General features: G+C 64.8%; 23 protein-coding genes. 16 read left to right on the forward strand and 7 right to left on the reverse strand.

From position 1 onward, the window contains the following. The first annotated feature begins 118 nt into the window (after positions 1–118). Positions 119–886 (forward strand): proteasome-type protease, encoded by a 768-nt coding sequence (locus tag POM99_RS20725; RefSeq protein ID WP_277280592.1) that lies wholly within the window; start codon positions 119–121, stop codon positions 884–886. A gap of 270 nt (positions 887–1,156) precedes the next feature. Beyond that, on the forward strand, positions 1,157–1,777 hold the full coding sequence (locus POM99_RS20730; RefSeq protein ID WP_277280593.1) for a response regulator transcription factor: 621 nt from the start codon (positions 1,157–1,159) through the stop codon (positions 1,775–1,777). Here the strand turns inward: POM99_RS20730 and POM99_RS20735 are convergent. Then, a complete protein-coding gene (locus POM99_RS20735; protein WP_277280594.1) occupies positions 1,774–2,427 on the reverse strand; it encodes a ferritin-like domain-containing protein in 654 nt (217 codons plus the stop codon). The two genes, POM99_RS20730 and POM99_RS20735, sit on opposite strands and share 4 nt — an antisense overlap. A gap of 138 nt (positions 2,428–2,565) precedes the next feature. After that, complete coding sequence (locus POM99_RS20740) at positions 2,566–3,240, reverse strand: extensin family protein (protein WP_277280595.1); 675 nt, start codon at positions 3,238–3,240, stop codon at positions 2,566–2,568. 172 nt (positions 3,241–3,412) lie between these two features. Between POM99_RS20740 and POM99_RS20745 the strand changes: the two genes are divergently transcribed. The 6 genes from POM99_RS20745 (at position 3,413) to POM99_RS20770 (ending at position 10,640) form a co-directional block, all read left to right on the forward strand. Further along, positions 3,413–4,552 (forward strand): phosphoserine transaminase, encoded by a 1,140-nt coding sequence (locus POM99_RS20745; protein ID WP_277280596.1) that lies wholly within the window; start codon positions 3,413–3,415, stop codon positions 4,550–4,552. Positions 4,553–4,664: 112 nt separating this feature from the next. Continuing rightward, the gene (gene serA / locus POM99_RS20750; RefSeq protein ID WP_277280597.1) at positions 4,665–6,248 is read left to right on the forward strand and encodes a phosphoglycerate dehydrogenase; all 1,584 of its coding nucleotides are present in this window, start codon (positions 4,665–4,667) and stop codon (positions 6,246–6,248) included. A 115-nt stretch (positions 6,249–6,363) separates the two neighbouring features. Next, positions 6,364–7,488, forward strand: a complete 1,125-nt coding sequence (locus POM99_RS20755) for an ATP phosphoribosyltransferase regulatory subunit (RefSeq protein ID WP_277280598.1) — start codon at positions 6,364–6,366, stop codon at positions 7,486–7,488. A gap of 143 nt (positions 7,489–7,631) precedes the next feature. Next, positions 7,632–8,921, forward strand: coding sequence for an adenylosuccinate synthase (locus POM99_RS20760; protein WP_277280599.1), 1,290 nt, complete (start codon positions 7,632–7,634; stop codon positions 8,919–8,921). A gap of 70 nt (positions 8,922–8,991) precedes the next feature. Next, positions 8,992–9,483: a L,D-transpeptidase family protein gene (locus tag POM99_RS20765; protein ID WP_277280600.1), complete on the forward strand. Its 492-nt coding sequence runs from the start codon at positions 8,992–8,994 to the stop codon at positions 9,481–9,483. Between the two features lie 98 nt (positions 9,484–9,581). Next, complete coding sequence (locus tag POM99_RS20770) at positions 9,582–10,640, forward strand: winged helix DNA-binding protein (RefSeq protein ID WP_277280601.1); 1,059 nt, start codon at positions 9,582–9,584, stop codon at positions 10,638–10,640. 67 nt (positions 10,641–10,707) lie between these two features. Here the strand turns inward: POM99_RS20770 and POM99_RS20775 are convergent, their stop codons facing one another. The 3 genes from POM99_RS20775 to POM99_RS20785 form a co-directional block, all read right to left on the reverse strand. Then, positions 10,708–10,869, reverse strand: coding sequence for a hypothetical protein (locus POM99_RS20775; RefSeq protein WP_277280602.1), 162 nt, complete (start codon positions 10,867–10,869; stop codon positions 10,708–10,710). Positions 10,870–11,014: 145 nt separating this feature from the next. Then, positions 11,015–11,935, reverse strand: a complete 921-nt coding sequence (locus tag POM99_RS20780) for an SDR family NAD(P)-dependent oxidoreductase (RefSeq protein WP_277280603.1) — start codon at positions 11,933–11,935, stop codon at positions 11,015–11,017. After that, entirely contained in the window at positions 11,932–12,852 is a 921-nt protein-coding gene (locus tag POM99_RS20785) for an SDR family NAD(P)-dependent oxidoreductase (RefSeq protein ID WP_277280604.1), read from the reverse strand. The genes POM99_RS20780 and POM99_RS20785 overlap by 4 nt, the downstream gene beginning before the upstream one ends. Before the next feature lie 128 nt (positions 12,853–12,980). Between POM99_RS20785 and POM99_RS20790 the strand changes: the two genes are divergently transcribed. The 5 genes from POM99_RS20790 (at position 12,981) to POM99_RS20810 (ending at position 19,557) form a co-directional block, all read left to right on the forward strand. Continuing rightward, positions 12,981–14,384, forward strand: a complete 1,404-nt coding sequence (locus POM99_RS20790; RefSeq protein ID WP_277280605.1) for an MFS transporter — start codon at positions 12,981–12,983, stop codon at positions 14,382–14,384. Positions 14,385–14,504: 120 nt separating this feature from the next. Next, positions 14,505–15,242 (forward strand): nuclear transport factor 2 family protein, encoded by a 738-nt coding sequence (locus tag POM99_RS20795; protein ID WP_277280606.1) that lies wholly within the window; start codon positions 14,505–14,507, stop codon positions 15,240–15,242. A gap of 86 nt (positions 15,243–15,328) precedes the next feature. Next, complete coding sequence (locus tag POM99_RS20800; RefSeq protein WP_277280607.1) at positions 15,329–16,759, forward strand: NAD-dependent succinate-semialdehyde dehydrogenase; 1,431 nt, start codon at positions 15,329–15,331, stop codon at positions 16,757–16,759. A gap of 127 nt (positions 16,760–16,886) precedes the next feature. After that, the gene (locus POM99_RS20805) at positions 16,887–17,942 is read left to right on the forward strand and encodes an amidohydrolase family protein (protein ID WP_277280608.1); all 1,056 of its coding nucleotides are present in this window, start codon (positions 16,887–16,889) and stop codon (positions 17,940–17,942) included. 37 nt (positions 17,943–17,979) lie between these two features. Then, positions 17,980–19,557 (forward strand): MFS transporter, encoded by a 1,578-nt coding sequence (locus POM99_RS20810; protein WP_277280609.1) that lies wholly within the window; start codon positions 17,980–17,982, stop codon positions 19,555–19,557. Here POM99_RS20810 and POM99_RS20815 read toward each other — a convergent pair. Both POM99_RS20815 and POM99_RS20820 read right to left on the reverse strand, forming a co-directional pair. Then, the gene (locus tag POM99_RS20815; RefSeq protein WP_277280610.1) at positions 19,554–20,015 is read right to left on the reverse strand and encodes a DUF3237 domain-containing protein; all 462 of its coding nucleotides are present in this window, start codon (positions 20,013–20,015) and stop codon (positions 19,554–19,556) included. The genes POM99_RS20810 and POM99_RS20815 overlap by 4 nt on opposite strands. Beyond that, positions 20,012–21,481: a lignostilbene-alpha,beta-dioxygenase gene (locus tag POM99_RS20820; RefSeq protein ID WP_277280611.1), complete on the reverse strand. Its 1,470-nt coding sequence runs from the start codon at positions 21,479–21,481 to the stop codon at positions 20,012–20,014. Before POM99_RS20820 ends, POM99_RS20815 begins: the two co-directional genes overlap by 4 nt. Positions 21,482–21,588: 107 nt before the next feature. On the opposite strand from POM99_RS20820, the gene POM99_RS20825 reads away from it, so the two are divergent. The 3 genes from POM99_RS20825 to POM99_RS20835 all read left to right on the forward strand — a co-directional run. Beyond that, entirely contained in the window at positions 21,589–22,038 is a 450-nt protein-coding gene (locus tag POM99_RS20825) for a Saro_0803 family transcriptional regulator (protein WP_277280612.1), read from the forward strand. A 46-nt stretch (positions 22,039–22,084) separates the two neighbouring features. Further along, a complete protein-coding gene (locus tag POM99_RS20830; RefSeq protein WP_277280613.1) occupies positions 22,085–23,434 on the forward strand; it encodes an MFS transporter in 1,350 nt (449 codons plus the stop codon). A 17-nt stretch (positions 23,435–23,451) separates the two neighbouring features. Next, positions 23,452–23,817 (forward strand): alcohol dehydrogenase catalytic domain-containing protein (locus tag POM99_RS20835; protein WP_277280614.1); only part of this gene is annotated, 366 nt, incomplete at its 3' end.

Consider the following 23,817-nt stretch of genomic DNA (forward strand, 5'->3'; position numbering starts at 1 on the left):
GCTCCCCCGCCCGGCCACCCAACGCAATCGTACGCTGTGGGTGGCCGGGCGGGGGAGCGGGCCGGTGCCGCAAGCCTTGGGCGGATGCCCAAGGCGCACCCGACAAGGACCTTCTACAATGACCTATTGCGTGGGGATGCTGCTGGACAAGGGGCTGGTGCTGATGAGCGACACCCGCACGAACTCGGGCGTCGACAACATCTCGGTGTTCCGCAAGATGCACACCTGGTCGATCGCGGGAGAGCGGGTGATCACCATTCTCACTGCGGGCAACCTTGCCACCACGCAGGCGGTGATCAGCCAGCTGGAGGAGCGCAACAAGGCGCCGAGCGACCGGCGGCCCTCGATCATGGAGGCGCCGACGATGTTCCAGGTCGCCACCCAGGTGGGCCGCCTGCTGCGCGATGTGATCGAGGGGCGGCAGGATGGCGGCATGCAGGGGGAAGGGCCGCGCTTCACCGCCTCGATGATCGTGGCCGGCCAGATCCGCGACATGGAACCGCGCCTTTTCCTGATCTACCCCGAAGGCAACTTCATCGAGGCGAGTTATGACACGCCGTTCTTCCAGATCGGCGAAACCAAGTATGGCCGCCCGATCCTTCTGCGCGGATATGACCGGCGGATGACGTTCGAGGACGCGGTTAAGCTGCTGATGGTCAGTTTCGATTCCACTCTGGCGGCAAACCTTTCCGTCGGCCTGCCCTTCGATCTCCAGGTTCTGGAGCGAGACCGTTTCGATCCGCTGCATTCCAGGCGCATCCTCGCCAGCGATCCTTACTTTCACCAGATCTCGTCAGGGTGGAGCGAAGCCCTGCGCCAGGCATTTCATTCACTACCGTCCTACAGCTTTGCCGAGGATTCCACACCATCGGATGGCGCGCGGTAAACCGTTGATATAAGTAGTGATACTAGGTGTTGTGATCTAGGTAATTAGCGATGCCCCTCAACCGAAGCGGAAGGTTGCGGTGATATTTACCAGAGCATGGACCACACCCTTCGCCCCGAATCCGCCATTCTCTCCGTCAATCGTCTCCGAACCGGAGGAGAATTCCCTAAGCAGCAAGCGGTAAGTACGCGTGCTGAGGGTTCTGGCTGGGTCCGGAATGAAACTATCGCTGGTGGCGTGCCTGCGGAGGAGGGTGTTTCTCCTTCACTCATGATCGACCGCGTCACCCTGCACATTCTCGATGGCGACTCCGCCCGTCGGGCCCAGCTCGCCCGCCTCGCCTTCGCTGCGGGGCACCATGCCGAGATCTACGCCAACGCGGACGAGCTTCTGGCCCATGCGCCTGGCACCGGCCTGGTGCTGGCGCATGATGACCCGGTTGGCGAAGGGGTTCCCGCATTGATCGCCGCGATGATGCGCGCGGGGCAGTGGCTTCCGGTGGTGGCCATCTGTGAAGAGCCGCAGACCGCAGCCGTGGTTCGCGCGATCAAGGCCGGCGCACTCGATTACCTGGCCGTCCCCCAGCAGATCGCCCCGCTGAACGAGGCCGTGGCCCGTGCCGCGCGCGAAGCCGAAGCGCACCGCGCCCAGCGTGCCCGCGCCGCCGAAGCCCGCCAGCGCATTGCCCGCCTTTCGCTGCGCGAACGCGAAGTGCTCGATCGCCTGGCCGAAGGCTGCAGCAACAAGGCGATCGCCCGCGATCTCGACATCAGCCCGCGTACCGTGGAAATCCATCGCATGAAGATGATGGGCAAGCTTGGTGCGCGTCATGCGGCCGAAGCGGTGCGCCTGCGCATCGAAGCCGCCGGTCTGGGCGACGTCGCCGCTTAAGCGCTTACCAGTTCCCCTGCATCGGCCCACTGCGTCCTGCGGCGCACCGGGGCGATGAACAGCACGGGCAGCTTCAGCAGCAGCAGTTCCCCGTGGATGAACGTGTCAATCGCACGTTCCCACCAGCGCGGCTCCCGCTTGCCGTGCCTCGCCAGCCAGCCTTCGTAAGGCGCCCAGTGGCTCGGCTCGTCGCGCTCGATCACCCTGAAGATCGTCATCAGCGCCCGGTCATGCCGCACCAGCGGATGCTTCAGCAGCACTTCCACCTGTTTGTGCCCGCGCCGCTCGGTCAGCGCGATCACCCGGCAAAGCCGCTCGAACAGGTCTTCCCGGGCCACCACCGCCTGCGTATCCAGCGCATCGATTCCGCGTCGGAACATGATCTCCACGAAGCGGTCGATGTGCCCGCACGTGCGATCCACCATCAGCGGCATCGTGCCGCGCAGTTCGAACCAGCGGCGGAACATCATGTAATGCTTGCGCTCGTCCGCCCGGTGCCGCTCGATCGCCCCGATCAGCGCCACGTCATCCGGCGAACGCACCTTTACGGCCTCAAGCACGCGATCCAGCGCGGTATAACCCCGATGTTCGTTGTAGATGTAGATCGAGCCCAGCAGGTCCAGATACCGTTCGCGAAACCAGCCGATCATGCACACCCTCGCTTCAGTCGAACCGATCTCAACGAGCGAATGGTCTGCGCGTTCCCCTTACAAGAAAACCCCTCCGCACCCAGGGGGGCGGAGGGGAAGTGATCTCTCGGGGATTGCGATCGAGAGAGGGAGAATTGCCTATCTACAGAACGGCCGCGCGCCACCCGTTTCTAGGTGCAGGTGATCGTGGTGGGCGGAATTGTAGTCCGGCGTCAGCACGGTGCCGAAGCGTTTGCAGGCGCTGTCGCGCACGGTGCGCAGGAAGGCGCGGACCTGGGTGTCGTCGGAATTCCAGTCACGCAGCACGTTGATGCGGCGGCCGTCTTCCAGGGTGAAGCCGCCGATGTCCACCGCATTGGCGGTGGCGTGGGCGCTGCGCCGTTCGGTGCCGGCCACGTTGCGGCAGTTGTAGCTGCCCATCGTGTCGATCCGTTTCAGCGGGCTGCCCAGGATCTGCCGCGCCGCGCGGTCCACGCCGAAGCGTGCCCAGCCTGACAGGGTGTTGGCGAGGTTGCAGGTGACCGGGCCGATGTTGGACAGCTGAAGCTGGCTGTAATCGCTGCGCAGGTAGGACAGGCGCACGGTGTTGAGCGTGGCGCAGCCCGCACCGAAGTACTGATCGGGCAGGGGGGTGAAGTTCGCCTGGGTGCGGCCGAGGCTGGCGAGGCATGCCTGTGCCGAGGGCGTCTGCGCGGTCGTGCCCATCGCCATCGGCGAAGGCGGGCGGCGCGCAGGGCTCGGCGCATCCACGCATCCTGCCAGCAGCGCGGAAAACGCCGCAGCATGCACGAAGGGGATGAACGCCTTTGCCATGCCCGGAAATCTGCGCTTTGCGTGGTTAAGGAAGGATTGACGCCGCCAGGTTATCCCCACGGTCTGCGGTACGGTTCACCGCATTTGCTTGACTTCCCCGCCGCGCTCTCTAGGGCGGCCAGCGGGCCACGCGGTCCCAACGCCGCGCGTGCTCTCTGTGAGGAGAGTCTACATGACTGCTACTGTACCGGCTCGCAAGCCTGCGCGCCCGCATTTCTCGTCCGGTCCCTGCGCCAAGCCGCCCGGATATGCCCCCGAAAAGCTCGTCACCGAATCGCTCGGCCGTTCGCACCGTGCCAAGATCGGCAAGTCGCGCCTTCAGTACTGCATCGACCTGATGCGCGAAGTGTTGCAGCTGCCCGATACGCACCGCATCGGCATCGTTCCGGGTTCGGATACCGGCGCTTTCGAAATGGCGATGTGGACGATGCTGGGCGCCCGCCCGGTGACCACGCTGGCGTGGGAATCGTTCGGCGAAGGCTGGGTGACGGACGCTGCCAAGCAGCTCAAGCTCGATCCCACGATCCTGCGCGCCGACTACGGCCAGATTCCCGACCTGTCGGCCATCGACTGGTCGAACGACGTGCTGTTCACCTGGAACGGCACCACCAGCGGCGTGCGCGTGCCGAACGCCGATTTCATCCCTGCGGATCGTGAAGGCCTGTCCTTCGCTGACGCGACGTCGGCAGTCTTCGCCTATGACATCGACTGGTCGAAGATCGACATCGCCACGTTCTCCTGGCAGAAGGTGCTGGGCGGTGAAGGCGGCCACGGCGTGCTGATCCTGGGCCCCCGCGCGGTCGAACGGCTCGAAACCTACACCCCCGCCTGGCCGTTGCCCAAGGTGTTCCGCCTGGTTTCCAAGGGCAAGCTGGCCGAAGGCGTGTTCAAGGGCGAGACGATCAACACTCCGTCGATGCTGGCGGTGGAAGACGCGATCTTTGCGCTGGAATGGGCCAAGGGCCTTGGCGGGTTGAAGGGCCTGCAGGCGCGCAGCGACGCCAATGCGGCGGCGCTGAACAAGATCGTCGAAGATCGTTCGTGGCTCTCGCACCTCGCGGCTGACGAAGCGACCCGGTCCAAGACTTCGGTCTGCCTTTCGGTCGAAGGCGCGGACGCGGACTTCATCAAGAAGTTTGCCGCCCTGCTGGAAAAGCAGGACGCCGCCTATGACGTGGCCGGATATCGCGATGCCCCTGCGGGCCTGCGCATCTGGTGCGGCGCGACCGTGAACGCCGAGGATATCGAGGCGTTGGGTCCCTGGCTCGACTGGGCCTACGAGGCGACCAAGGCGGAACTCGCCGCGGCCTGATTTTCCCTGCCACTTGGCGTCACCCCGGACTTTTTCCGGGGTCCCGCTTTCGTTTTCCAGCCCGCGCACCTGCGGGGTCCCGGCCTTTCCGGGATGACGAAGGATCAAAGACATGACCAAGCCCAAGGTTCTCATTTCCGACAAGATGGACCCCAACGCCGCCCGCATCTTCACCGAGATGGGCTGCGACGTGGACGTGATCACCGGTGAGACGCCGGAACAGCTGACCGCGCGCATCGGTGAATACGATGGTCTCGCCATCCGTTCCTCGACCAAGGTAACCAAGGAAATCCTGGCCGCCGCCACCAACCTCAAGGTCATCGGCCGCGCCGGCATCGGCGTTGACAACGTCGATATCCCGGCTGCTTCGGCGCAGGGCGTGGTGGTGATGAACACCCCGTTCGGCAACTCGATCACCACCGCCGAACACGCCATCGCCATGATCTTCGCGCTTGCGCGCCAGATCCCCGAGGCGAACACGCAGACCCAGGCGGGCCTGTGGCCGAAGAACGGCTTCATGGGCGTGGAAGTTACCGGCAAGACGCTGGGCCTGATCGGCGCGGGCAATATCGGCTCGATCGTCGCCAGCCGCGCGCTGGGCCTGAAGATGAAGGTCGTCGCCTACGATCCCTTCCTCACCCCCGAACGCGCGATCGAGATGGGCGTGGAGAAGGCCGATCTCGACACGCTGCTGGCGAAGGCCGACTTCATCACGCTGCACACCCCGCTGACCAGCGAGACGCGCAACATCCTCAGTCGCGAAAACCTTGCCAAGACGAAGAAGGGCGTCCGCATCGTCAACTGTGCGCGCGGCGGCCTGATCGACGAGGCGGCGCTGAAGGATGCGCTGGATTCGGGCCACGTGGCGGGCGCCGCGCTTGACGTGTTCGAGACCGAGCCAGCCAAGGATTCCCCGCTGTTTGGCACGCCCAACTTCATCTGCACCCCGCACTTGGGCGCCAGCACCACCGAAGCGCAGGTCAACGTGGCGCTGCAGGTGGCCGAGCAGATGGCCGACTACCTCGTCAACGGCGGCGTCACCAACGCGCTCAACATGCCCTCGCTCTCGGCCGAGGAAGCGCCGAAGCTGCGCCCCTACATGGCGCTGGCGGAAAAGCTGGGCTCGCTGGTGGGCCAGCTGGCGCACGACAACCTGACCAAGATCGCCATCGAAGTTGAGGGCGCCGCCGCGCAGCTCAACCAGAAGCCGATCACGGCCGCCGTGCTTGCCGGCCTGATGAGCCATTATTCGCAGACCGTGAACATGGTCAACGCGCCGTTCCTGGCCAAGGAGCGTGGGCTTGACGTGCGCGAAGTGCGCCATGACCGCGAAGGCGAATACCGCACGCTGGTGCGCGTCACCGTCGGCACCAGCCAAGGTGAGCGCTCGGTGGCGGGGACGCTGTTCGGCAATGGCCAGCCGCGCCTCGTCGAAATCTTCGGCATCGGTATCGAGGCCGATCTCGACGGCGATATGCTCTATATCGTCAACACCGACGCGCCCGGCTTCATCGGCCGCATCGGCACGCTGCTGGGCGAAGCGGGCATCAACATCGGCACCTTCCACCTCGGCCGTCGTGACGCCGGTGGCGAGGCGGTGCTGCTGCTCTCGCTCGACAGCCCGGTGAGTGAGGACGTGCTCAAGGCCGCGCGCGACGTGCAGGGCGTGCGCGTGGTCAAGGCTCTCAAGTTCTGATCCTGCCATCCACGGTGATCAGACAACCAGGGGCGGTTGCGGCAACGCAGCCGCCCCTTTTCCTTTCGCCCTTTCCTTTCGACAGGCCCGAAAGTTCCCGCTAAGCGCGCAGCCCATGACCGACGTCGATTCCAGCCTGCTGCCCGAAGGGCTTGAGGACCGCCTGCCGCGCGAGGCGGCGGCCACCACGCGCGTGATGCGCAGCCTTCAGGATGTGATGCACGGCCACGGCTATGACCGTGTGCTGCCGCCGATGATCGAATTCGAAAAGAGCTTGGCTGCGCGCATGGCCGGCATCCAGAGCAGGCGCATGTTCCGCTTCACCGATCCGTCATCCCTGCGGATGATGGGGCTGCGCAGCGACCACACCCCGCAGATCGGCCGCATCGCGCAGACGCGGCTTGCCGAAGCGGCGCGTCCGCTGCGGCTGATGTATGCGGGGCAGGTGCTGACCATCAAGAGCGACGGGCTAGATCCGGCGCGCGAGAAGTTGCAGTGCGGCGCCGAACTGATCGGTGCGGACAATGTCGCCGCCGCCACCGAGATCGTGGGCATTGCCGTGGAAGCTCTGCAGGCCGCCGGTGCAAAGGGCGTCAGCGTCGATTTTACGCTGCCCGACCTTGTGGACACGCTGGCCGAAAAAGCCTTCCCGCTTGCGGCAGGCCAGATCGAAGCGGTGCGCCGTGAACTGGACACCAAGGACGCGGGCGGCCTGCGCGATGCGGGTGGCGAGGCCTACGTTCCGCTGCTTTACGCGACCGGTGATTTCGACACGGCGATTGAAAAGCTGGCGGCCATCGATGCGGGCGGTGCTCTCGCCAGCCGCATCGCCGCGCTGCGCGATATCGCCGCCAACCTGGGCGGTGCGGCGCGCGTCACGCTCGACCCCAGTGAGCGCCACGGCTTTGAATACCAGTCATGGTTCGGCTTCACGCTCTATGCCGATGGCGTGCGCGGGCCGCTCGGCCGCGGCGGCACCTACCGCATCGCCGGCGGCGCGGCGGGGCAGGGTGAACCCGCCACTGGTTTCTCGCTCTATCCCGATGCGCTGATCCGGCTGATCGAGGCTGACGAGCCGCAGGAAGACCGTCTGTTCCTCCCCCTTGGCCACGATCGCGAAGCCGCCGCCCGGCTGCGCGCCATTGGCTGGCGCACCGTGGCGGCCTTGAGTGCGGACGATACGGCGCAAGCGCTTGGCTGCAGCCATGTCCTCGACGGAGAAACCCCCGTCGCAGCATGACGAATCCTTGACTTCGCGCGCCCCTTCACCCTAGGGCGCGCCTCGAAATCCGGGTGTCTGCCGCCCGATCGAACCATCCGCTACGCCGAGTCCTGTCGAAGGGCGTCTCAGGATCCACCTTGGCAGGGTGGAGGAGTATATCCATGGCCAACGTAACCGTGATCGGCGCCCAGTGGGGCGATGAAGGCAAGGGCAAGATCGTCGACTGGCTGGCCAGCCGCGCCGATGCCGTCGTCCGCTTCCAGGGCGGGCACAATGCTGGCCATACGCTCGTCGTCGGCGATGTCACCTACAAGCTCAGCCTGCTCCCCTCGGGCATCGTCACCGGCACACTCTCGCTGATCGGCAATGGCGTGGTGCTCGATCCCTGGGCGCTGAAGGCGGAGATCGAGAAGCTGACCGGGCAGGGCGTGGCGATCAATGCCGACAATTTCGGCATTGCCGACAATTGCCCGCTGATCCTGCCGCTGCACCGCGATCTTGATGGCCTGCGTGAACAGGCCGCCGGTGCGGGCAAGATTGGCACCACCGGCCGTGGCATCGGCCCGGCCTATGAAGACAAGGTCGGCCGTCGCGCCATCCGCGTGTGCGATCTCGCCCATCTCGATGCGCTCGATGCGCAGCTCGATCGCCTTTGCGCCCACCACGATGCGCTGCGCGCCGGCTTCGGCCAGCCGCCGGTGGATCGCGAGGCGCTGCTTGCCGAACTGCGCGAGATCGCGCCGTTCGTCCTCCAGTTTGCCCAGCCGGTGTGGCAGCGCCTGAACAAGGTGCGCAAGGCCGGCGCACGCATCCTGTTCGAAGGTGCGCAGGGCGTGCTGCTCGATGTCGATCACGGCACCTATCCCTTCGTCACCTCTTCGAACACGGTGTCAGGCACTGCCGCTTCGGGTTCGGGGCTCGGCCCCAATTCCACCGGCTTCGTGCTCGGCATCGTCAAGGCCTATACCACCCGCGTCGGCTCCGGCCCGTTCCCCACCGAGCTTGAGGACGAGACTGGCCAGCGCCTGGGCGAACGTGGCCACGAATTCGGCACCGTCACCGGGCGCAAGCGCCGCTGCGGCTGGTTTGATGCCGTGCTGGTGCGTCAGTCCTGCGCCATCTCGGGCGTCACCGGCATCGCCCTGACCAAGCTCGACGTGCTCGACGGGTTCGAGAAGGTGAAGATCTGCACCGGCTACCGCCTGCGCGGCAAGGTTCTGGACTTTTTCCCCGCCCACGCCGCCGACCAAGCCGAAGTCGAGCCGATCTACGAGGAAATGGACGGCTGGAGCGGCACCACCGCCGGTGCCCGATCGTGGGCTGACCTGCCGGCGCAGGCGATCAAGTACATCCAGCGCGTGCAGGAACTGATTGAAACGCCGGTGGCGCTGGTCAGCACATCGCCCGAACGCGAAGACACGATCCTCGTCCGCGATCCCTTCGTCGATTGACGTTGCGGGGGCGAAGGCTCCTGGCGAGATCGCGGTTACGGTTCGGCATGGCTCGGGTTATACCTGCGCCATGCCCCGCGTGCTTGCCCCTGCAGCCATGCTGTTCCTGCTGGTTTCAAGCAGCGGGGGCGCGGCGGATCTTGAACCGGCTGATTCCCTGCTGGTGGAAAAGGCGGCCCGGCGCCTCACCCTGCTCGATGCGCAGGGCCGCGTCATTCGCACCTTTGCCGGCATCCAACTGGGTGATGAACCGGTCGGACCCAAGCATTTCGAGGGCGACGAACGCACGCCCGAAGGGCGCTATGTGATCGATTGGGGCAACCCGGACAGCGCGTATCACCTCTCGCTGCACATCTCCTATCCCGATTCGGCAGACCGCGCCTTCGCCGCTGCGCATGGGCGCAATCCGGGGGGCGCCATCTTCATTCATGGCCAGCCAAACGGCATTGCGGAGCGACCGGAAGGCGATTGGACCGACGGTTGCATTGCCTTAAGCAACGAAGAAATAGAGGAATTGTGGGCACGAGTGGGAGACGGCACGCCGATCGTCATTGCGCCTTGATCCATATTCGACGTATCCGTAGTTGACCTTATTGCCTTTCGTTCCACTCTTGTTCGCGTGCCCGTGCGTATGGGCGTGCCGGGGAACGGGAAGCTCGCATGGAAAGGGTCGCCGTGCAGATCGATTACGAGTTCGGTAACGATAACGGCAGCCATTCGGGCGGTGGTCACTTCGAAAGCTCCACCGGCCGGAGCGCGTCGGCTCTTGCGGTCTCGATCTACGCCGATCGCAGCTATCTCCGTGCCGAAATGGCGGAAGATGCAGCCGCAGCCGGCCTCCGCGTGGCCGAGGCGAGTGATCTGGCGCGGTTGTTCGAAGAGTCTTCGATGCCGGCGTTGGGTGATCTGGTGCTGGTCGATTGTCCGGTCATTGACGGTCCTGAACTGAACGCACTGTGCAATCTGGATGCGCGAGCGGCGCGGTCCGGCTCGCATCTCGTGGTGTCCACGTCGATGGGTTCGCTCGATGACGTCTATGGCTGCCTGGATGAAAGCGATGCCCAGATTCTCGTCAATCCCGGCCGCGCAGACCGTGTCATCGCCCTCGGACGGGTGCTGGCCCGCAACGGCAACCGTGTGCGCGAACTGTCAGAGGAAGACCGCATCTCGCTGCTGCGCCTGACCGAACAGGTCAGCCACATCGCGCAGAAGCTTGAGCAGCTTTCCGGGCAGGCACCGGCGCAGGCCGAAACCAACGCCTTCCGCTTCGATGGCGCCACACCGGCCAACGGCGCTGCGCCCGTGCCCGCCGCGGGCGAGCCGCGCTACGACGACACCGGAGACCGCCTTGTCCGCGCGGCCCGGCCGCCGCTCCCCGATCCGCGGCTGGTGCGCAAGATCATCCGCCAGCGCCAGCTGCGCGCCCGCTTTTTCGAAGGGGATCTCTTCGCCGATCCGGCGTGGGACATGCTGCTCGATCTCACCGCCGCGCGCGTCGAGCATGTGCGCGTGTCGGTCACCTCGCTCTGCATCGCTTCCGGCGTGCCGCCTACCACGGCGCTGCGCTGGATCGGGCAGATGACCGATGCCGGCCTGCTTCAGCGCGTGGACGATGAAACCGACCGTCGCCGCGCGTTCATCACCCTTACCGACAAGGCCGCAGACGCCATGGCGCGCTATTTTGCCGAGCTTGGCGCAAGTTCCAACTCGCTGGTCTGACGCCACCGTAATCTTGGCCGAACGGCCCCGCTACAGCCCTCATCCGGCCTGAGCGGGGCCATCGCGATCAGCCTTCCTTCAGGTAGCGCTCGATGCGGCGGGCGTTCTTGATCACATCGGCCCAGTCCTCGGGCTCGCCCATATGCAGCGCGTAATTGAACGCCACGCGGCGGCGATCTTCTTCAAGGCTCAACTCCCGGGCGGCCTGGGCATTCGGGTTATCGTTCATTTTTCAATCCCTTAGGTGGTCCGACCTGCCACCCGGGACTAGCACGACCGATCCGTGCGGCAATCTCAGGACTTATACCAAGGTGCTGTGACCGCGCGCCGTGGGAAGCCGGACGGCGCGCCTCGGTTCAAGGCGTTCCGAGCGTTCAGAAGTCCGCTTCTCGGCTTTTGCGGCGTGCTGCGGCAAAGCTGTCTGCACGGAACTTCTCGAAGGCCACGCGCTGGTCGTATCCGGGGTCCTTGGGATAGTCCTGGTACTCGGCGATGATCTCGTCGAAGATCTGCCGGACTTCCTCCTTGTGATCCGGGTGGCTGAAGATGTGCAGCCGGTTGGCGCGCATCGCCTCGATCACCCGCGCGCCGATCACGTCGGGCTCCATGCCGAATTCGTGCAGGCCCTGCAGCCGCTCCACCGCCGCGGGATCGACCGGCTTCATCGCGCCTTTCAGCGCGTCGGGACGCACGTCGTCGCTGGCGTAGATATAGCTTTTGACCAGCCCCGGGCACAGCACCGACACGCCGATGCCGTATTGCAGCAGGCTGTAATGCAGGCTTTCCGAAAGGCCGCGAACCGCGAACTTGGTGGTGTTGTAGATGCCGGGGACCCCCGCGCCCAGAAACGCCGCCATCGATGCAGTGTTGACCACATGACCGCCGGTCTGCGTGCCGGCCTTCACCCGTTCCACCATGCGCGGGACAAAGGTCATCACCCCGTTGATCACGCCATGCAGGTTGACGCCCAGCAGCCAGTCCCAATCGTCATAAGACGAGTCCTCGATCGTCTGGAACAGGTTGACCCCGGCATTGTTGCACAGGATCGAAACCGGTCCGAACGCGGCCTCCACCTCGTCGGCGGCGATCCTGAACGCTTCGCGGCTGGACACGTCCAGCTGCACGCCCATCACCTCGCGGTTGTCCAGCGTGGCCAGCGCCTTGTCGATGGCGTCCTGCCGGATGTCGGCGATGGCCACCTTGCACCCTTCGTTCAGCAGCTGGCGCACCAGCCCGATGCCCACGCCGTTGGCCCCGCCGGTCACGAATGCCGTACGGCCCGTGAAGTCCTTCATGCGCCGCGTGCCTCCTTCAGCTTGGCCTGCCGGGCAATCTCGTCGGTGATGGCGGGGTTGCGGAACAGCATGGCGAAGGTCTGCTTGTATTCCGGGTTCTCGGGCAGGTGCGTCTGCACGGCCGCAGTTGTCGCCTCACCACGTTCGCGCACGCCGTCGAGGAACTCGCTGTGGGTCAGGATATACAGCTCGTCGTTGAGGATGCCTTCAAGCACGCGCTGGCCGACCTGTTCCTTGGTCTGGTACAGGTGCATGAAGTTGCCGCCCGAAGCGCGGCGCTTGTCCGCCTCGGCATAGCCGGTATCGGCCAGGTCGGCCGGGCGGGTCTTCGCGGCATCGGCGATGTTGGATTGGACCGCGCCGGGGCAGAACGCGCTGCAGATCACCCCGCGCCCCTCCAGCTCAGGGCGCATGCATTCCATCATGCTGGTCACCGCCGCCTTGCCCGAGGAATAGATCGTGGTCATGCCCACCGGCACCAGCGCGCTCATCGATGCGGTGCAGACGATATGCCCGCCTTCGCCATGGGCCAGGATGCGCGGCAGCATGGTGACGATGCCGTTGATCGTGCCCCCCACGTTGACACCCATCACCCAGTCCCAATCGGCATAGGTGGCCAGTTCCGTGGGCCCGACCACGGCGACGCCGGCGTTGTTGACGAGCAGGTGGATCTTGCCGAACCGGGCTTCCGCCGCATCGGCCACTTCAGCGAACTGGACACGGTTGGTCACGTCCAGCTTCACCGCGAGAACCCGGTCTCCGCCGGCCAGTTCGGCGGTGGCGGCGGCGAGGTGGTCATCGCGGATGTCGGCGATCACCACGTTCATGCCCGCGCCCAGCAGCGCCTTGGCGATGCCGAGCCCGATGCCGCTGGCACCACCCGTGACAAAGGCGGTCTTGCCTTCAAGGTTCTGCATTCTTCCTCTCCGATGTTCTGATTCTGCTTTTGATATTCACCAGCCGCGAATTGTATGCAAGACTAACAATTATCGGTACGCAAAAAGGTCTCGAATCAAGGAGGCCGGGCGCCGGGAGAGGAGAGCAGATGGCAGGTGCAGCAGCCCCGGCGGTCGTCGAGGCGGGAGAGGGCGGACCGTCCGCTGGGGAGCGGCAGTGGCCGAGCGCGGGCGCGGCCTACTGGGCGCTGCTGGTGATCGTGCTGGCGACGTTCATCACCTTTTTCGACGCGGTGACGTTCGGCATGCTGGCCGAGCGGATCAAGCATGACTTTGGCCTGACCGATTCCCAGCTGGGCTTCCTGGCCGGTCCGGCGAGCATCATCTGCTACTTCTTCGTGGGCATCCCGCTGGCGCGGCTGGCCGACATCTATCCCCGAAAGTATGTGCTGGCGGGCGGGGCGGCGCTGGTGGGCGTGATCATCTCGCTGGGCGGGCTGGCGCAGAACTTCGCGCAGTTCGTGGGTAGCCGGGTGTTCCTTGCGGCGGGCGGATCGGCCCACGCGCCGTCATCCTATTCGCTGCTGGCCGACGCATTTCCACCCAAGACGCTGACCCGCGCCTTCGCCCTGCTGCAGTTCGGCTTCATCGGCGGCACCACATTGGGCCCGCCGATCGGCGGAATGCTGGTGATGGCAACAGCCCACTGGCAGCCTTCGCAGCTTGGCCCGCTGACCATCTTCGGCTGGCAATGGATCCTGATCCTGATGGGCCTGCCCGCAATCCTGGTCGGCCTGCTGTTCCTGACCGTGCAGGAGCCGCAACGGCTGGCCCCGGCGCACGATGCGCCAATGGTGCCGCGCGATGCGGGGCTCGGTCGCCGCATCCTGACCTTCATGGGGCTGGACGCGTTCCGTGCGATCAACGCCAAGCCGAGAGTCTATTACCCGCTGTTCGGCGCGCTGGCGCTGAGCGCGGTGGAAACCTTCGGCCTTCAGTTCTGGCGGGTGCCGTTCATGGTGCGCACCTTTGGCTGGAACGAAGGGCAGATCGGCGCCGCACTGGGCGGGATCATCCTGGTATCATCGCTGGCCGGGCTGCTGCTGGGCGGCGTGTTCGTGGAATGGCTGGCCAAGCGGCACAAGGATGCCAATGTGCGCGCCGCCACCTGCTGCTTTGCCGGGACGACGGTGTGCACGATCGCGGCAATCCTGATGCCATCGGCATGGGGCGCGCTGATCCTGTTCGGCTTTTCGGGCATGTTCGGCATTGCCGGGGCGGTGCCGCAGAACGCAGCCGTTCAGCGCGTGGCGCCCAACGACATGCGCGGACAGGTGACCGCGTTCTACCTGTTCATGTTTACGTTCTTCGGCGCGATGGGCAGCTTTGTGGTGGGGCGTGTGCAGGACGTGGTGGTGGGTGATCCGACGCAGCTGTGGAAGGCGATGCTGATCACCGCGTCGGTGCTGATGCCGCTGGCGACGCTGCTGATGTTCCGCGCGATCCGCCCCTATCGCGAGGAAGTTGAACGGCTCGAGGCCGAAGGCCGTTAACTGCAGACGGTCGGCCGAAGGCCGTTGATTGCGGATTTTCGGCTGAAGGGGCGTTGACAGCGCCTGCGTCTGCGGACAGATTGTTAGTAATGCAAACTAAATATAAAGCGGGGGTTTGAGATGTCCGACGATCGTATTGCCGTGCTGGAAGGCAAGCTGGCCGAACTGGAGCGCCGCCTGACGGTGCGCGAGGATGAGCTGGATATCCGCAAGTTGCAGCACCTTTATGGCTACCTGATCGACAAGTGCATGTACAACGAGACGGTGGACCTGTTCACCGACGACGGCGAAGTGCGCTTCTTCGGCGGAATCTGGAAAGGCAAGGAAGGTGTCCGCCGGCTCTATGTCGAGCGCTTCCAGGGCCGCTTCACCTATGGCAACAACGGGCCGATCGACGGTTTCCTGCTGGATCATCCGCAGCTGCAGGACATCATCCACATCCAGGATGATGGCGTGACCGCATTGGCCCGTGCGCGTTCGATGATGCAGGCAGGTCGTCACAAGGATTACGAAGGCGACGCCCCACACCTGAAGGCACGCCAGTGGTGGGAAGGCGGCATCTACGAGAACACCTACAAGAAGGTGGACGGCAAGTGGCGCATCCACATCCTGAACTACATGCCGGTGTGGCATGCCGATTTCGAAAGTGGATGGGCCAACACGCCGCATGAATACGTGCCGTTCCCCAAGGTGACCTGGCCCCAGGATCCGACCGGGCCCGATGAACTGATCGAAGGGCACTGGCTGTGGCCGACGCACAAGCTGAACGCCTTCCATTTCCCCCATCCGATCACCGGCGAGGAAATGGTGGCGCAGCGCTGGCAGGGGGATATTGAACGCGAGAAGGCGCGCGGCTGATCCCGCGCATCCCTTGACGCGTTCAACCGCGTCCGCGGGCGTATTCCCCTCCTCCCATGCCCGCGGACGCACATCACGGCAGGCCCATGACCCAGTATCCCTCTCTCCACATGATCATCGATGGCCAGCGCGTGAGTGGTGGCGGGCGGCGCACGCATGCGGTGGTGAACCCGGCCACGGGCGAGACCGTCGGCGAACTTTCGCTGGCCGAAGCAGCAGACCTCGATCGTGCGCTGGATGTTGCGGCGCAGGGTTTCCGCATCTGGCGCAAGTCCACTCCGCAACAACGTGCGGCCGTGTTGCAGGGCGCGGCGCGGCTGATGCTGGAGCGGCAGGAGGACCTGGCCCGCATCGCCACGATGGAACAGGGCAAGACCCTGCCCGAAGCGCGCATCGAAGTGATGATGAACGTCGGGCTGTTCAATTTCTATGCCGGCGAAGTGCAGCGGCTTTATGGTCGCACGCTGGTGCGCCCGGAGGGCATGCGCAGCACGGTGACGCATGAGCCTGTTGGCCCGGTGGCCGCTTTTGCGCCGTGGAACTTTCCGCTGGGCAATCCGGGGCGCAAGCTGGGCGCGCCGATCGCGGCGGGATGTTCGGTCATCTTGAAAGCGGCGGAAGAAACGCCTGCTTCGGCACTGGGCGTGCTGCAGTGCCTGCTGGACGCAGGCCTGCCCAGGCAAGTGGCGCAGGCGGTGTTCGGCGTGCCCGACGAGGTGAGCCGCCACCTGCTGGCCAGCCCGGTGATCCGCAAGCTGAGCTTCACCGGATCGACCGTGGTGGGCAAGCACCTGATGCGGCTGGCGGCGGACAACTGCATCCGCACGACGATGGAGCTGGGTGGGCACGGGCCGGTGATGGTCTTTGCCGATGCCGACATCGAGCGTACGCTGGATACGGTGGTGCCGCACAAGTATCGCAATGCCGGGCAGGTCTGCGTTTCGCCCACCCGCTTCATCGTGGAGGAAAGCGTGTTCGAGCGCTTTCGCGATGGCTTTGTCGAACGGGCGAAGGCGATCAAGGTGGGCAACGGCATGGACGATGGCGTGCAGATGGGCCCGATGGCCAATCCGCGCCGGCCCGAGGCGATCGACGCGCTGATCGGTGATGCGGTGCAGCGCGGGGCAAGGCTGCACACGGGTGGGCAGCGGCTGGGCAATGCCGGGTTCTACTATGCGCCTTCGGTACTGTCAGACGTTCCGCTGGACGCCACGATCATGAACGAGGAACCGTTCGGGCCGGTCGCGCTGATCAACCCATTCAGGGATGAAGAGGCCATGGTGGCCGAGGCCAACCGTCTCCCATACGGGCTGGCCGCGTATCTGTGGACGAACGATGCCAAGCGCCAGCAGCGCTTGGCCGCTGAAGTGGAAAGCGGCATGGTGGGCGTGAACACCACGATGATCGGCGGGGCCGATGCACCGTTCGGCGGGGTGAAGTGGTCTGGCCATGGCGCCGAGGACGGGCCGGAAGGCGTGCTGGCCTGTATGGTGACCAAGGCGGTTCACGAAGGGTGAGATCGAGCGGTGAGGCCGCGTGTGGTGGTTCGACAGGCTCACCACGAGCGGTTCTTGCATAATTCAAGCTCATAGACCCGCTCGTCCTGAGCTTGTCGAAGGACGCCGGCGCGCACGGAGAGTAATGATGACCCAGGAACTGAAGACCGGTGGCGCGCAAGGCTATCTGCGCATCGCCACCGAGGAAGCCTTTGCCACGCGCGAGCTGATCGACGTGTACCTGCGCATGGTGCGCGATGGCAGCGCGGACAAGGGCATGGTCTCGCTGTGGGGCTTCTATGCCCAGAGCCCTTCGGAACGTGCCACGCAGATCATGGAGCGCCTGCTCGATCTGGGCGAGCGGCGCATTGCCGACATGGATGCCACCGGCATCGACAAGGCGATCCTGGCGTTGACCTCGCCCGGCGTGCAGCCGCTGCTCGATGTCGAGGAAGCCAAGGGCATCGCCACCCGCGCCAACGATACGCTCGCCACGGCCTGCGAGAAGTGTCCTGACCGCTACATCGGCATGGGCACCGTCGCCCCGCAGGATCCGGAATGGTCGGCGCGCGAGATCCATCGCGGAGCGAAGGAACTGGGCTTCAAGGGCATCCAGATCAACAGCCACACCCAGGGGCGCTATCTGGACGAGGAATTCTTCGACCCGATCTTCCGCGCGCTCGTCGACGTGGACCAGCCGCTTTACATCCACCCCGCCACGCCGCCGGATTCGATGATCGATCCGATGCTGGAAGCCGGGCTGGACGGGGCGATCTTCGGCTTTGGCGTGGAGACCGGCATGCACCTGTTGCGGCTGATCACCATCGGCATCTTCGACAGGTATCCCAGCCTGCAGATCATGGTCGGCCACATGGGCGAGGCGCTGCCCTATTGGCTCTATCGTCTGGACTACATGCACCAGGCCGGCGTGCGGTCGAACCGCTATGCGCGGATGAAGCCGCTGAAGAAAAGCATCGCGGGTTACCTGCAGAGCAACGTGCTCGTCACCAATTCAGGCATGGCATGGGAACCGGCGATCAAGTTCTGCCAGCAGGTGATGGGCGAGGACCGCGTGATGTATGCGATGGACTATCCCTATCAGTACGTGGCTGACGAGGTGCGCGCGATGGATGCGATGGACATGAGCGCGGAAACGAAGAAGAAGTTCTTCCAGACCAACGCGGAGAAGTGGTTCAAGCTTTGAACCGCCGGCACCGGGCACGATTTCGGTGGGAGAGGGAATGACCGAGCAGGCAAAGGCCAGGCTGGCGCCGGGCGCATGGGTGGCGCTGGCGATCATCGCCGCAACCAATGCGATGAGCCTGCTCGATCGGCAGATCCTCGCCATCCTCGCCCCGGCGATCAAGAAGGACCTGGGGGTCGGCGATGCCGAGATGGGCCTGCTTTACGGCACCGTGTTCGCGCTGTTCTATGCGCTGTTTTCGCTGCCGGTGGGGCGGCTGGCCGATGGGTGGATCCGCAACCGGCTGCTGGCCTTCTCCATCCTGTTCTGGTCGGCGGCAACGGGACTGGCCGGGCTGACTACCAGCTTTGCGCTGCTGGCGCTGTCGCGACTGGGCGTGGGCATTGGCGAGGCGGCGACCGCACCAGCGGGCACATCGCTGATCTATGACTACTGGCCGCGCGAACGGCGCGGCTTCGTGATGGCGGTGATGGCATCGGCGATCGCGCTGGGCCTTGGTGGATCGCTGGTGCTGGGCGGCGTGGCGGCGCATTGGTGGGACGCCACGCACGCGGCGGGCTCATCGCTGAAGGGCTGGCAGTTCGCATTCCTGGTCGCTGCGGCGCCAGGCTTCGTGCTGGCGGGCTTCCTGTGGTGGCTGCGCGAGCCCGAACGCGGCGCGATGGACGGCATTGCCACGCCGCCAGATCCCGCGCCGTTCCGGGCGAGCCTGCGCCTCCTGGCCTCGGTCACGCCGGGGTTTCACTGGGCCTCGCTCGCCAAGGGCGGCAGCGCGATCATCGGGCGCAACCTGGGTGCGCTGGGGCTGATCGTGGCGGCGATGGCGGGGCTGACGGTGCTGAGTGATGCGCTGTCGCCGCGACCGCCAATGGTGCTGGGCGCGTGGTCGATCAATCCGCACGTGCTGCAATGGAGCGTGATCGGCATTGGCCTGTTCGTGATCGTCAACCTCGTGCAGGGGCTGACGCTGTCGGATCCGCAGGCCAGCCGGGTAATCCGGCGCAGCCCCACGCTGATTATGTGCATCGCGGTGGGGACGCTGCAATCGTCGATCAACTATGGGCTGATGGCGTTCAATCCCACCTTCATGATCCGCACTTACAACATCTCGATGCAGGAAACGGCGCTGAAGTTCGGTTTGCTGTCGGCCGCGATCGGGATCATCGGTCCGCTGGTGTGGGGTCCGCTTTCGGACGGGCTGCAGCGGCGCTTCCCCGGCAGTGGGCGGGCCGGGGTGGCGCTGTTCACCATGGGCGTATCGCCCATCATGTCGTTCTGGGTCTATACCGCGCCGACGGCGGACCAGTTCCTGCTGCGCTTCGTGCCCTACAGCTTCGTGCTGACGGGCTGGATGCCGCCGCTCTATGCCATCATGTATGATCAGGTCCTGCCTCGCATGCGGGGGCTGACGGCGAGCCTCTACCTGCTGGTGATGACGATCCTGGGCATGGGGATCGGGCCCTATGTGGTGGGGTTGCTGTCCGATGCCAGCGGCAACCTGCGCATGGCGATGTTGAGCGTGAATGCCGCCGCGATCCCCATCGTGGGTTTGATGCTGCTGATCGGTCGCAGGGCGCAGAGGGATGAGGCGGCGCTGCTGGAACGGGCGGGTTAGAGCACCCGCCACACCCACAGCTTGATCCCCAGCGGATAGCGCGCGCCCGAGCAGATGAAGATGGACCGGTTGAGCCAGTCGTATGGCCCATTGGGCGCGATGAATTCGGGGACAGTGCGGAAGTAATACTCCGCCGGGTCAACCTCCTGTCCCGAAGCCAGCCGCTGCATCACCTCGGGCGGGCCATGGCGCAGGCCTCGATTGCGGATCTGGATGACCACGCCGTCGTCGGTTTCAATGGCATAGATCGCATCGGCCACGGTCACGCCATCGGGGCGGGTCAGCTGCCAGTCGGCGGCATTGCCCACCAGCCTTCCTTTGATCAGCGGGCCTTCCACGCGCCCGCCGCCCACGATGGGGATGATCCGCCGCGCGCCGTCATATGTTTCACCGATGGCGCGCGGGGGCTCGAGCTCGCCGGATGCTTCGTAGACGAACTCGAGATCGGGCCTGATCATGCGGCAAGCCCGATCTGGTCTGCATCCGCCCAGTTGCCATGCAGGCCAAAGCGCAGGCGGATGGGGATGTTCACCGTGGCCACCGGGCCCTTCTCGATGTCCAGCGCGTCGAAGATCAGCAGGTCGCTGCGGTGTTCTTCCAGCCGGTTGCACACCTGCACGATCCAGCCATCTCCCTCTGCGGCGTCCTTCGAACGCGGCACGAAGCACGGCTCCTGAAGGCTGGAGACTGGCCCGCACCACCAGTGCTGTTCACGGCCCGTCTCGAAGTCCTTGTGGAACAGGCAGTTCATCAGCAGGCCGCCCGCACTGCCACCGCGCAGTTCCACCGGGCGCTTCATGTCCATCTCGAGGAACCAGCCATGGCGCGTCTTGCGCCCGGCAAAGCGGTCATCGATGCGCGGGAACTCCGCGGCCGTGTCGGACAGGCGAACCACTTCGGCAAAGTCCTCGCCGTTGCTTGCCATGTCGACCACCCAGTCGGTCGGATAGCTTATCGCCTCCATCCCGTTGAACGGCGCGCCGTGGACGTCGGGGAAGAACGGGAACATGTTGTTCTTCGCCTCGCAGGTCACGAAATGGACCTTCGTCCCTTCCTGCCAGGCGTTGAGCACGTGGCTGGCAAAGCAGTTGTCGCGGGTGAACCAGCGGATATCTTCCTGCCGCACCCCGTCGCGGCGCGGGATGATGCCAAGGTGCACCGGCTTGGTGGTATCGAAGCCGAAGTGGGGCAGGCCCTTTTCAAGCCGCTCCCAGCTGCCGATCGAAGGCACGATGTGCAGCACAAGGTAATCCTCGGTGATGCCGAAATCGTGCATCATGCAGTAATACGGCACCTTGAACCACACCTCGCGGATCAGTTCGCCGGTGGGGCTCACTTCCATGTAGGTGACATCGTCGGTGCACAGGCCACTGGCGGCATAGCCGATGGCGACCATGTTTCCGGTGCGTGGATCGATCTTGGGATGGGACGTAAAGGTCTGGCCGGTCATCTTGCCGCCAAACCTTTCGAACCCGAACGTCTCCATCGACGCCGGGTCCATGGTCAGCGCCGGGCTGTCTTCCTTCATCGCCCAAAGCTTTCCGGCGAAGATGAAGACGTTGGTGTTGGCGGTCGAGCGGATCTCGCCCTTCACGCTGTCATCGTCGGTCAGCGGGTTGCGATAGGCGCCAAACAGTGCCTTGCCTGCTTCCTTCTCCAGCTTCCATTTGTCGGTCCTGGCCCAGCGCTGGCGGAAATCCACCTGGCCATCGTGGATGTGGAAGCGGGTGATCATGCCATCGCCGTTGAATGCAATGTCGTCCCCCAGCCTTGGCGGGAATTGCGGGTCGGGCTGGACGCGGTAAAAGGCTCCGTTCATCTCGGGGGGAATCGTGCCTTCGTGGGCCAGGTCGGCAATATCGGCCTCTATCCGCGAAGGGGTGTTGAACCCGGTGAAACTCGGGCTCGACGGGAATTGAGACATGGCATCCACCTCGTCATTTTCTTTGTCGGGAATTGTAAGTCTTGCTAACAAATAGGCAAGCAGGTTTGAGAGGCGACGCATTGATAAAAGACAAATTCGCCGATGCCGTGGCCACGCCGCCCCCAGCCGATGGCGAAGCGGACATCGGCGCGATCAACGAGATCCTGGGCTTCCACATCCGGTTGGCCCACGGTGCCTGCCTGCGCCACTTTACCGAGACGTTCACCGATCTGGACCTGACGCAGAAACAGGTTTCGGTGCTCTGGCTGGTGGATGATCATCCCGGCATCGCGCAGACTGACCTGGCGCAGCGCCTGCGCATGGATCGCGCCACCACGATGGCGATCATCAACCGGCTGCAGGCCAAGCATTTCCTGCGGCGTGACCGGTCAGACAAGGATGGACGCAAGCAGGCGCTGTTCCTGGAACCGGCGGGCGTGGCCATGCTGGCCCGCGCCAAGCAGGCCATCGGTGAGCACGAAGCGTGGGTTAAGAGCCGATTCTCCGACAAGGAAGTGAAGCTGCTGATCGACCTGCTTTCCCGAATCCACGAATGAGTTATAACAGATAGCAATAAGCCTTATCGGAGAGGAATCGGGCCGCATGTCACAAACCCCGCGCGAGGTGATCGAGCAGACGCCGATGGGCGTCCGTCAATGGATCGTGGTGGTCCTGATGGTGCTGTTGAACGCGCTTGACGGGTTTGACGTGCTGTCCAGCGCCTTTGCCGCGCCGGGGATCACTGCCGATTGGGGCATTGCCCGCCCGGCGCTGGGCGTGGTGCTTTCGGCCGAACTGCTTGGCATGGGCTTCGGTTCGGTGCTGCTGGGCGGCGCGGCAGACCGCTATGGCCGCAAATCCACCATGCTTGTCTGCCTCGTGCTGATGGCGATCGGCATGTATCTGGCGAGCATTGCGGCGTCGGTTCAGCCAATGGTTGCCTACCGCTTCCTCACCGGCATCGGCATCGGCGGAATGCTCACAACCACCAACGCGGTGGTCGCCGAAAGCACCAACAGCCGCTGGCGCTCCGTCGCCATCGCGGTCTATGTGGCGGGGTATCCGCTGGGCGCGATCATCGGCGGAATTGCCGCCTCGGAATGGCTGCTACCCACCTACAGCTGGCACGCGGTATTTGTGTTCGGCGCGGTGGTGACTGCAGTTCTGATCCCGATCATTCTGGCGCTGGTGCCCGAAACAGCGGCCTATCTGGTGACGAAGCGCAATCTGGCCGGCGTGAACCGCACGCTTGCCGCTTTCGGCAAGCCTGCCGTCAACGATCTGCCGGTGATCGTGGCGGGCGCCGCCAAGCCGCGCGTTACCGATATCCTGTCCAACCCCAGACTGCGCACGGTCACCCTGCTCGTGGCGTTCGGCTACACGTTCCACTGCATCACGTTCTACTACATCCTGAAGTTCGGTGTGCAGATCGTGTCCGATTATCCGCCGGGCTATCCTCCGGCGCAGGCGGCCACGGTGCTGACATATGCCAACGTCGGCGGGTTCCTGGGCAGCGCGCTGTTCGGCTTCGTGATGGCCCGGCTCGGGGTCAGGTGGCCGACCGCGCTGATGCTGCTGATCGGCGCGATGATGGTGGCCTGGTTCGGAACCGGGCGTGATACGCTCAAGGCGTGGCAATGGGCGACGATGATCGCCGGTTTCTTCACCAATGCGGCGATCAGCGGCTATTATGCGGCCTTCGCGCGCGGCTTTCCGGCCTATGCGCGGGCCACAGGCACAGGGTTCGCGCTGGGCGTGGGGCGGCTGGGCGCTGCGGGAAGTCCGTTGCTGGCGGGCACCCTGTTTGGCTGGTTGGGAGACGACCAACTGTTGACGGTGTCGATCATCATGGCCATGGGTTCGGTCGCCTCGGCCGTGCTGTTCCTGATGCTGCCCATGCGCGATGCCGATGCCGAAATGGCGGCGGTTCCCGATCATCAACCCATCGACTGACCAACTGGAGTTAAGCCATGAAGACCCGCGCCGCCGTTGCCTTTGCGCCCAAGCAACCGCTCGAAATCGTGGAAGTGGATCTTGAAGGTCCGCGTGCCGGCGAAGTGCTGGTGGAGATCATGGCCACGGGCGTGTGCCACACCGATGCCTATACGCTCGACGGGTTCGACAGCGAGGGCATCTTCCCCTCGATCCTGGGCCACGAAGGCGCGGGCGTGGTGCGTGAAGTGGGGCCGGGCGTCACCTCGGTGAAGCCGGGTGACCACGTGATCCCGCTTTACACCCCCGAATGCCGCCAGTGCAAAAGCTGCCTCAGCGGCAAGACCAACCTGTGCACCGCGATCCGCGCCACGCAGGGGCAGGGCCTGATGCCCGATGGCACG

Origin of the sequence: Novosphingobium cyanobacteriorum (genome assembly GCF_029436685.1) — a bacterium.
GTDB lineage: Bacteria > Pseudomonadota > Alphaproteobacteria > Sphingomonadales > Sphingomonadaceae > Novosphingobium > Novosphingobium cyanobacteriorum.

What these genes read in the sequence shown, in the direction of transcription:
- POM99_RS20770 (WP_277280601.1), top strand. Translation starts at nt 9,582, where the DNA reads ATGGAAAGGGTCGCCGTGCAGATCGATTACGAGTTCGGTAACGATAAC.
- POM99_RS20810 (WP_277280609.1), top strand. Translation starts at nt 17,980, where the DNA reads ATGACCGAGCAGGCAAAGGCCAGGCTGGCGCCGGGCGCATGGGTGGCG.
- POM99_RS20805 (WP_277280608.1), top strand. Translation starts at nt 16,887, where the DNA reads ATGACCCAGGAACTGAAGACCGGTGGCGCGCAAGGCTATCTGCGCATC.
- POM99_RS20785 (WP_277280604.1), bottom strand. Translation starts at nt 12,852, where the DNA reads ATGCAGAACCTTGAAGGCAAGACCGCCTTTGTCACGGGTGGTGCCAGC.
- POM99_RS20755 (WP_277280598.1), top strand. Translation starts at nt 6,364, where the DNA reads ATGACCGACGTCGATTCCAGCCTGCTGCCCGAAGGGCTTGAGGACCGC.
- POM99_RS20795 (WP_277280606.1), top strand. Translation starts at nt 14,505, where the DNA reads ATGTCCGACGATCGTATTGCCGTGCTGGAAGGCAAGCTGGCCGAACTG.
- POM99_RS20735 (WP_277280594.1), bottom strand. Translation starts at nt 2,427, where the DNA reads ATGATCGGCTGGTTTCGCGAACGGTATCTGGACCTGCTGGGCTCGATC.
- POM99_RS20790 (WP_277280605.1), top strand. Translation starts at nt 12,981, where the DNA reads ATGGCAGGTGCAGCAGCCCCGGCGGTCGTCGAGGCGGGAGAGGGCGGA.
- POM99_RS20765 (WP_277280600.1), top strand. Translation starts at nt 8,992, where the DNA reads ATGCCCCGCGTGCTTGCCCCTGCAGCCATGCTGTTCCTGCTGGTTTCA.
- POM99_RS20830 (WP_277280613.1), top strand. Translation starts at nt 22,085, where the DNA reads ATGTCACAAACCCCGCGCGAGGTGATCGAGCAGACGCCGATGGGCGTC.
- POM99_RS20730 (WP_277280593.1), top strand. Translation starts at nt 1,157, where the DNA reads ATGATCGACCGCGTCACCCTGCACATTCTCGATGGCGACTCCGCCCGT.
- POM99_RS20800 (WP_277280607.1), top strand. Translation starts at nt 15,329, where the DNA reads ATGACCCAGTATCCCTCTCTCCACATGATCATCGATGGCCAGCGCGTG.
- POM99_RS20820 (WP_277280611.1), bottom strand. Translation starts at nt 21,481, where the DNA reads ATGTCTCAATTCCCGTCGAGCCCGAGTTTCACCGGGTTCAACACCCCT.
- POM99_RS20780 (WP_277280603.1), bottom strand. Translation starts at nt 11,935, where the DNA reads ATGAAGGACTTCACGGGCCGTACGGCATTCGTGACCGGCGGGGCCAAC.
- POM99_RS20815 (WP_277280610.1), bottom strand. Translation starts at nt 20,015, where the DNA reads ATGATCAGGCCCGATCTCGAGTTCGTCTACGAAGCATCCGGCGAGCTC.
- POM99_RS20725 (WP_277280592.1), top strand. Translation starts at nt 119, where the DNA reads ATGACCTATTGCGTGGGGATGCTGCTGGACAAGGGGCTGGTGCTGATG.
- POM99_RS20775 (WP_277280602.1), bottom strand. Translation starts at nt 10,869, where the DNA reads ATGAACGATAACCCGAATGCCCAGGCCGCCCGGGAGTTGAGCCTTGAA.
- POM99_RS20740 (WP_277280595.1), bottom strand. Translation starts at nt 3,240, where the DNA reads ATGGCAAAGGCGTTCATCCCCTTCGTGCATGCTGCGGCGTTTTCCGCG.
- POM99_RS20760 (WP_277280599.1), top strand. Translation starts at nt 7,632, where the DNA reads ATGGCCAACGTAACCGTGATCGGCGCCCAGTGGGGCGATGAAGGCAAG.
- POM99_RS20745 (WP_277280596.1), top strand. Translation starts at nt 3,413, where the DNA reads ATGACTGCTACTGTACCGGCTCGCAAGCCTGCGCGCCCGCATTTCTCG.
- serA (WP_277280597.1), top strand. Translation starts at nt 4,665, where the DNA reads ATGACCAAGCCCAAGGTTCTCATTTCCGACAAGATGGACCCCAACGCC.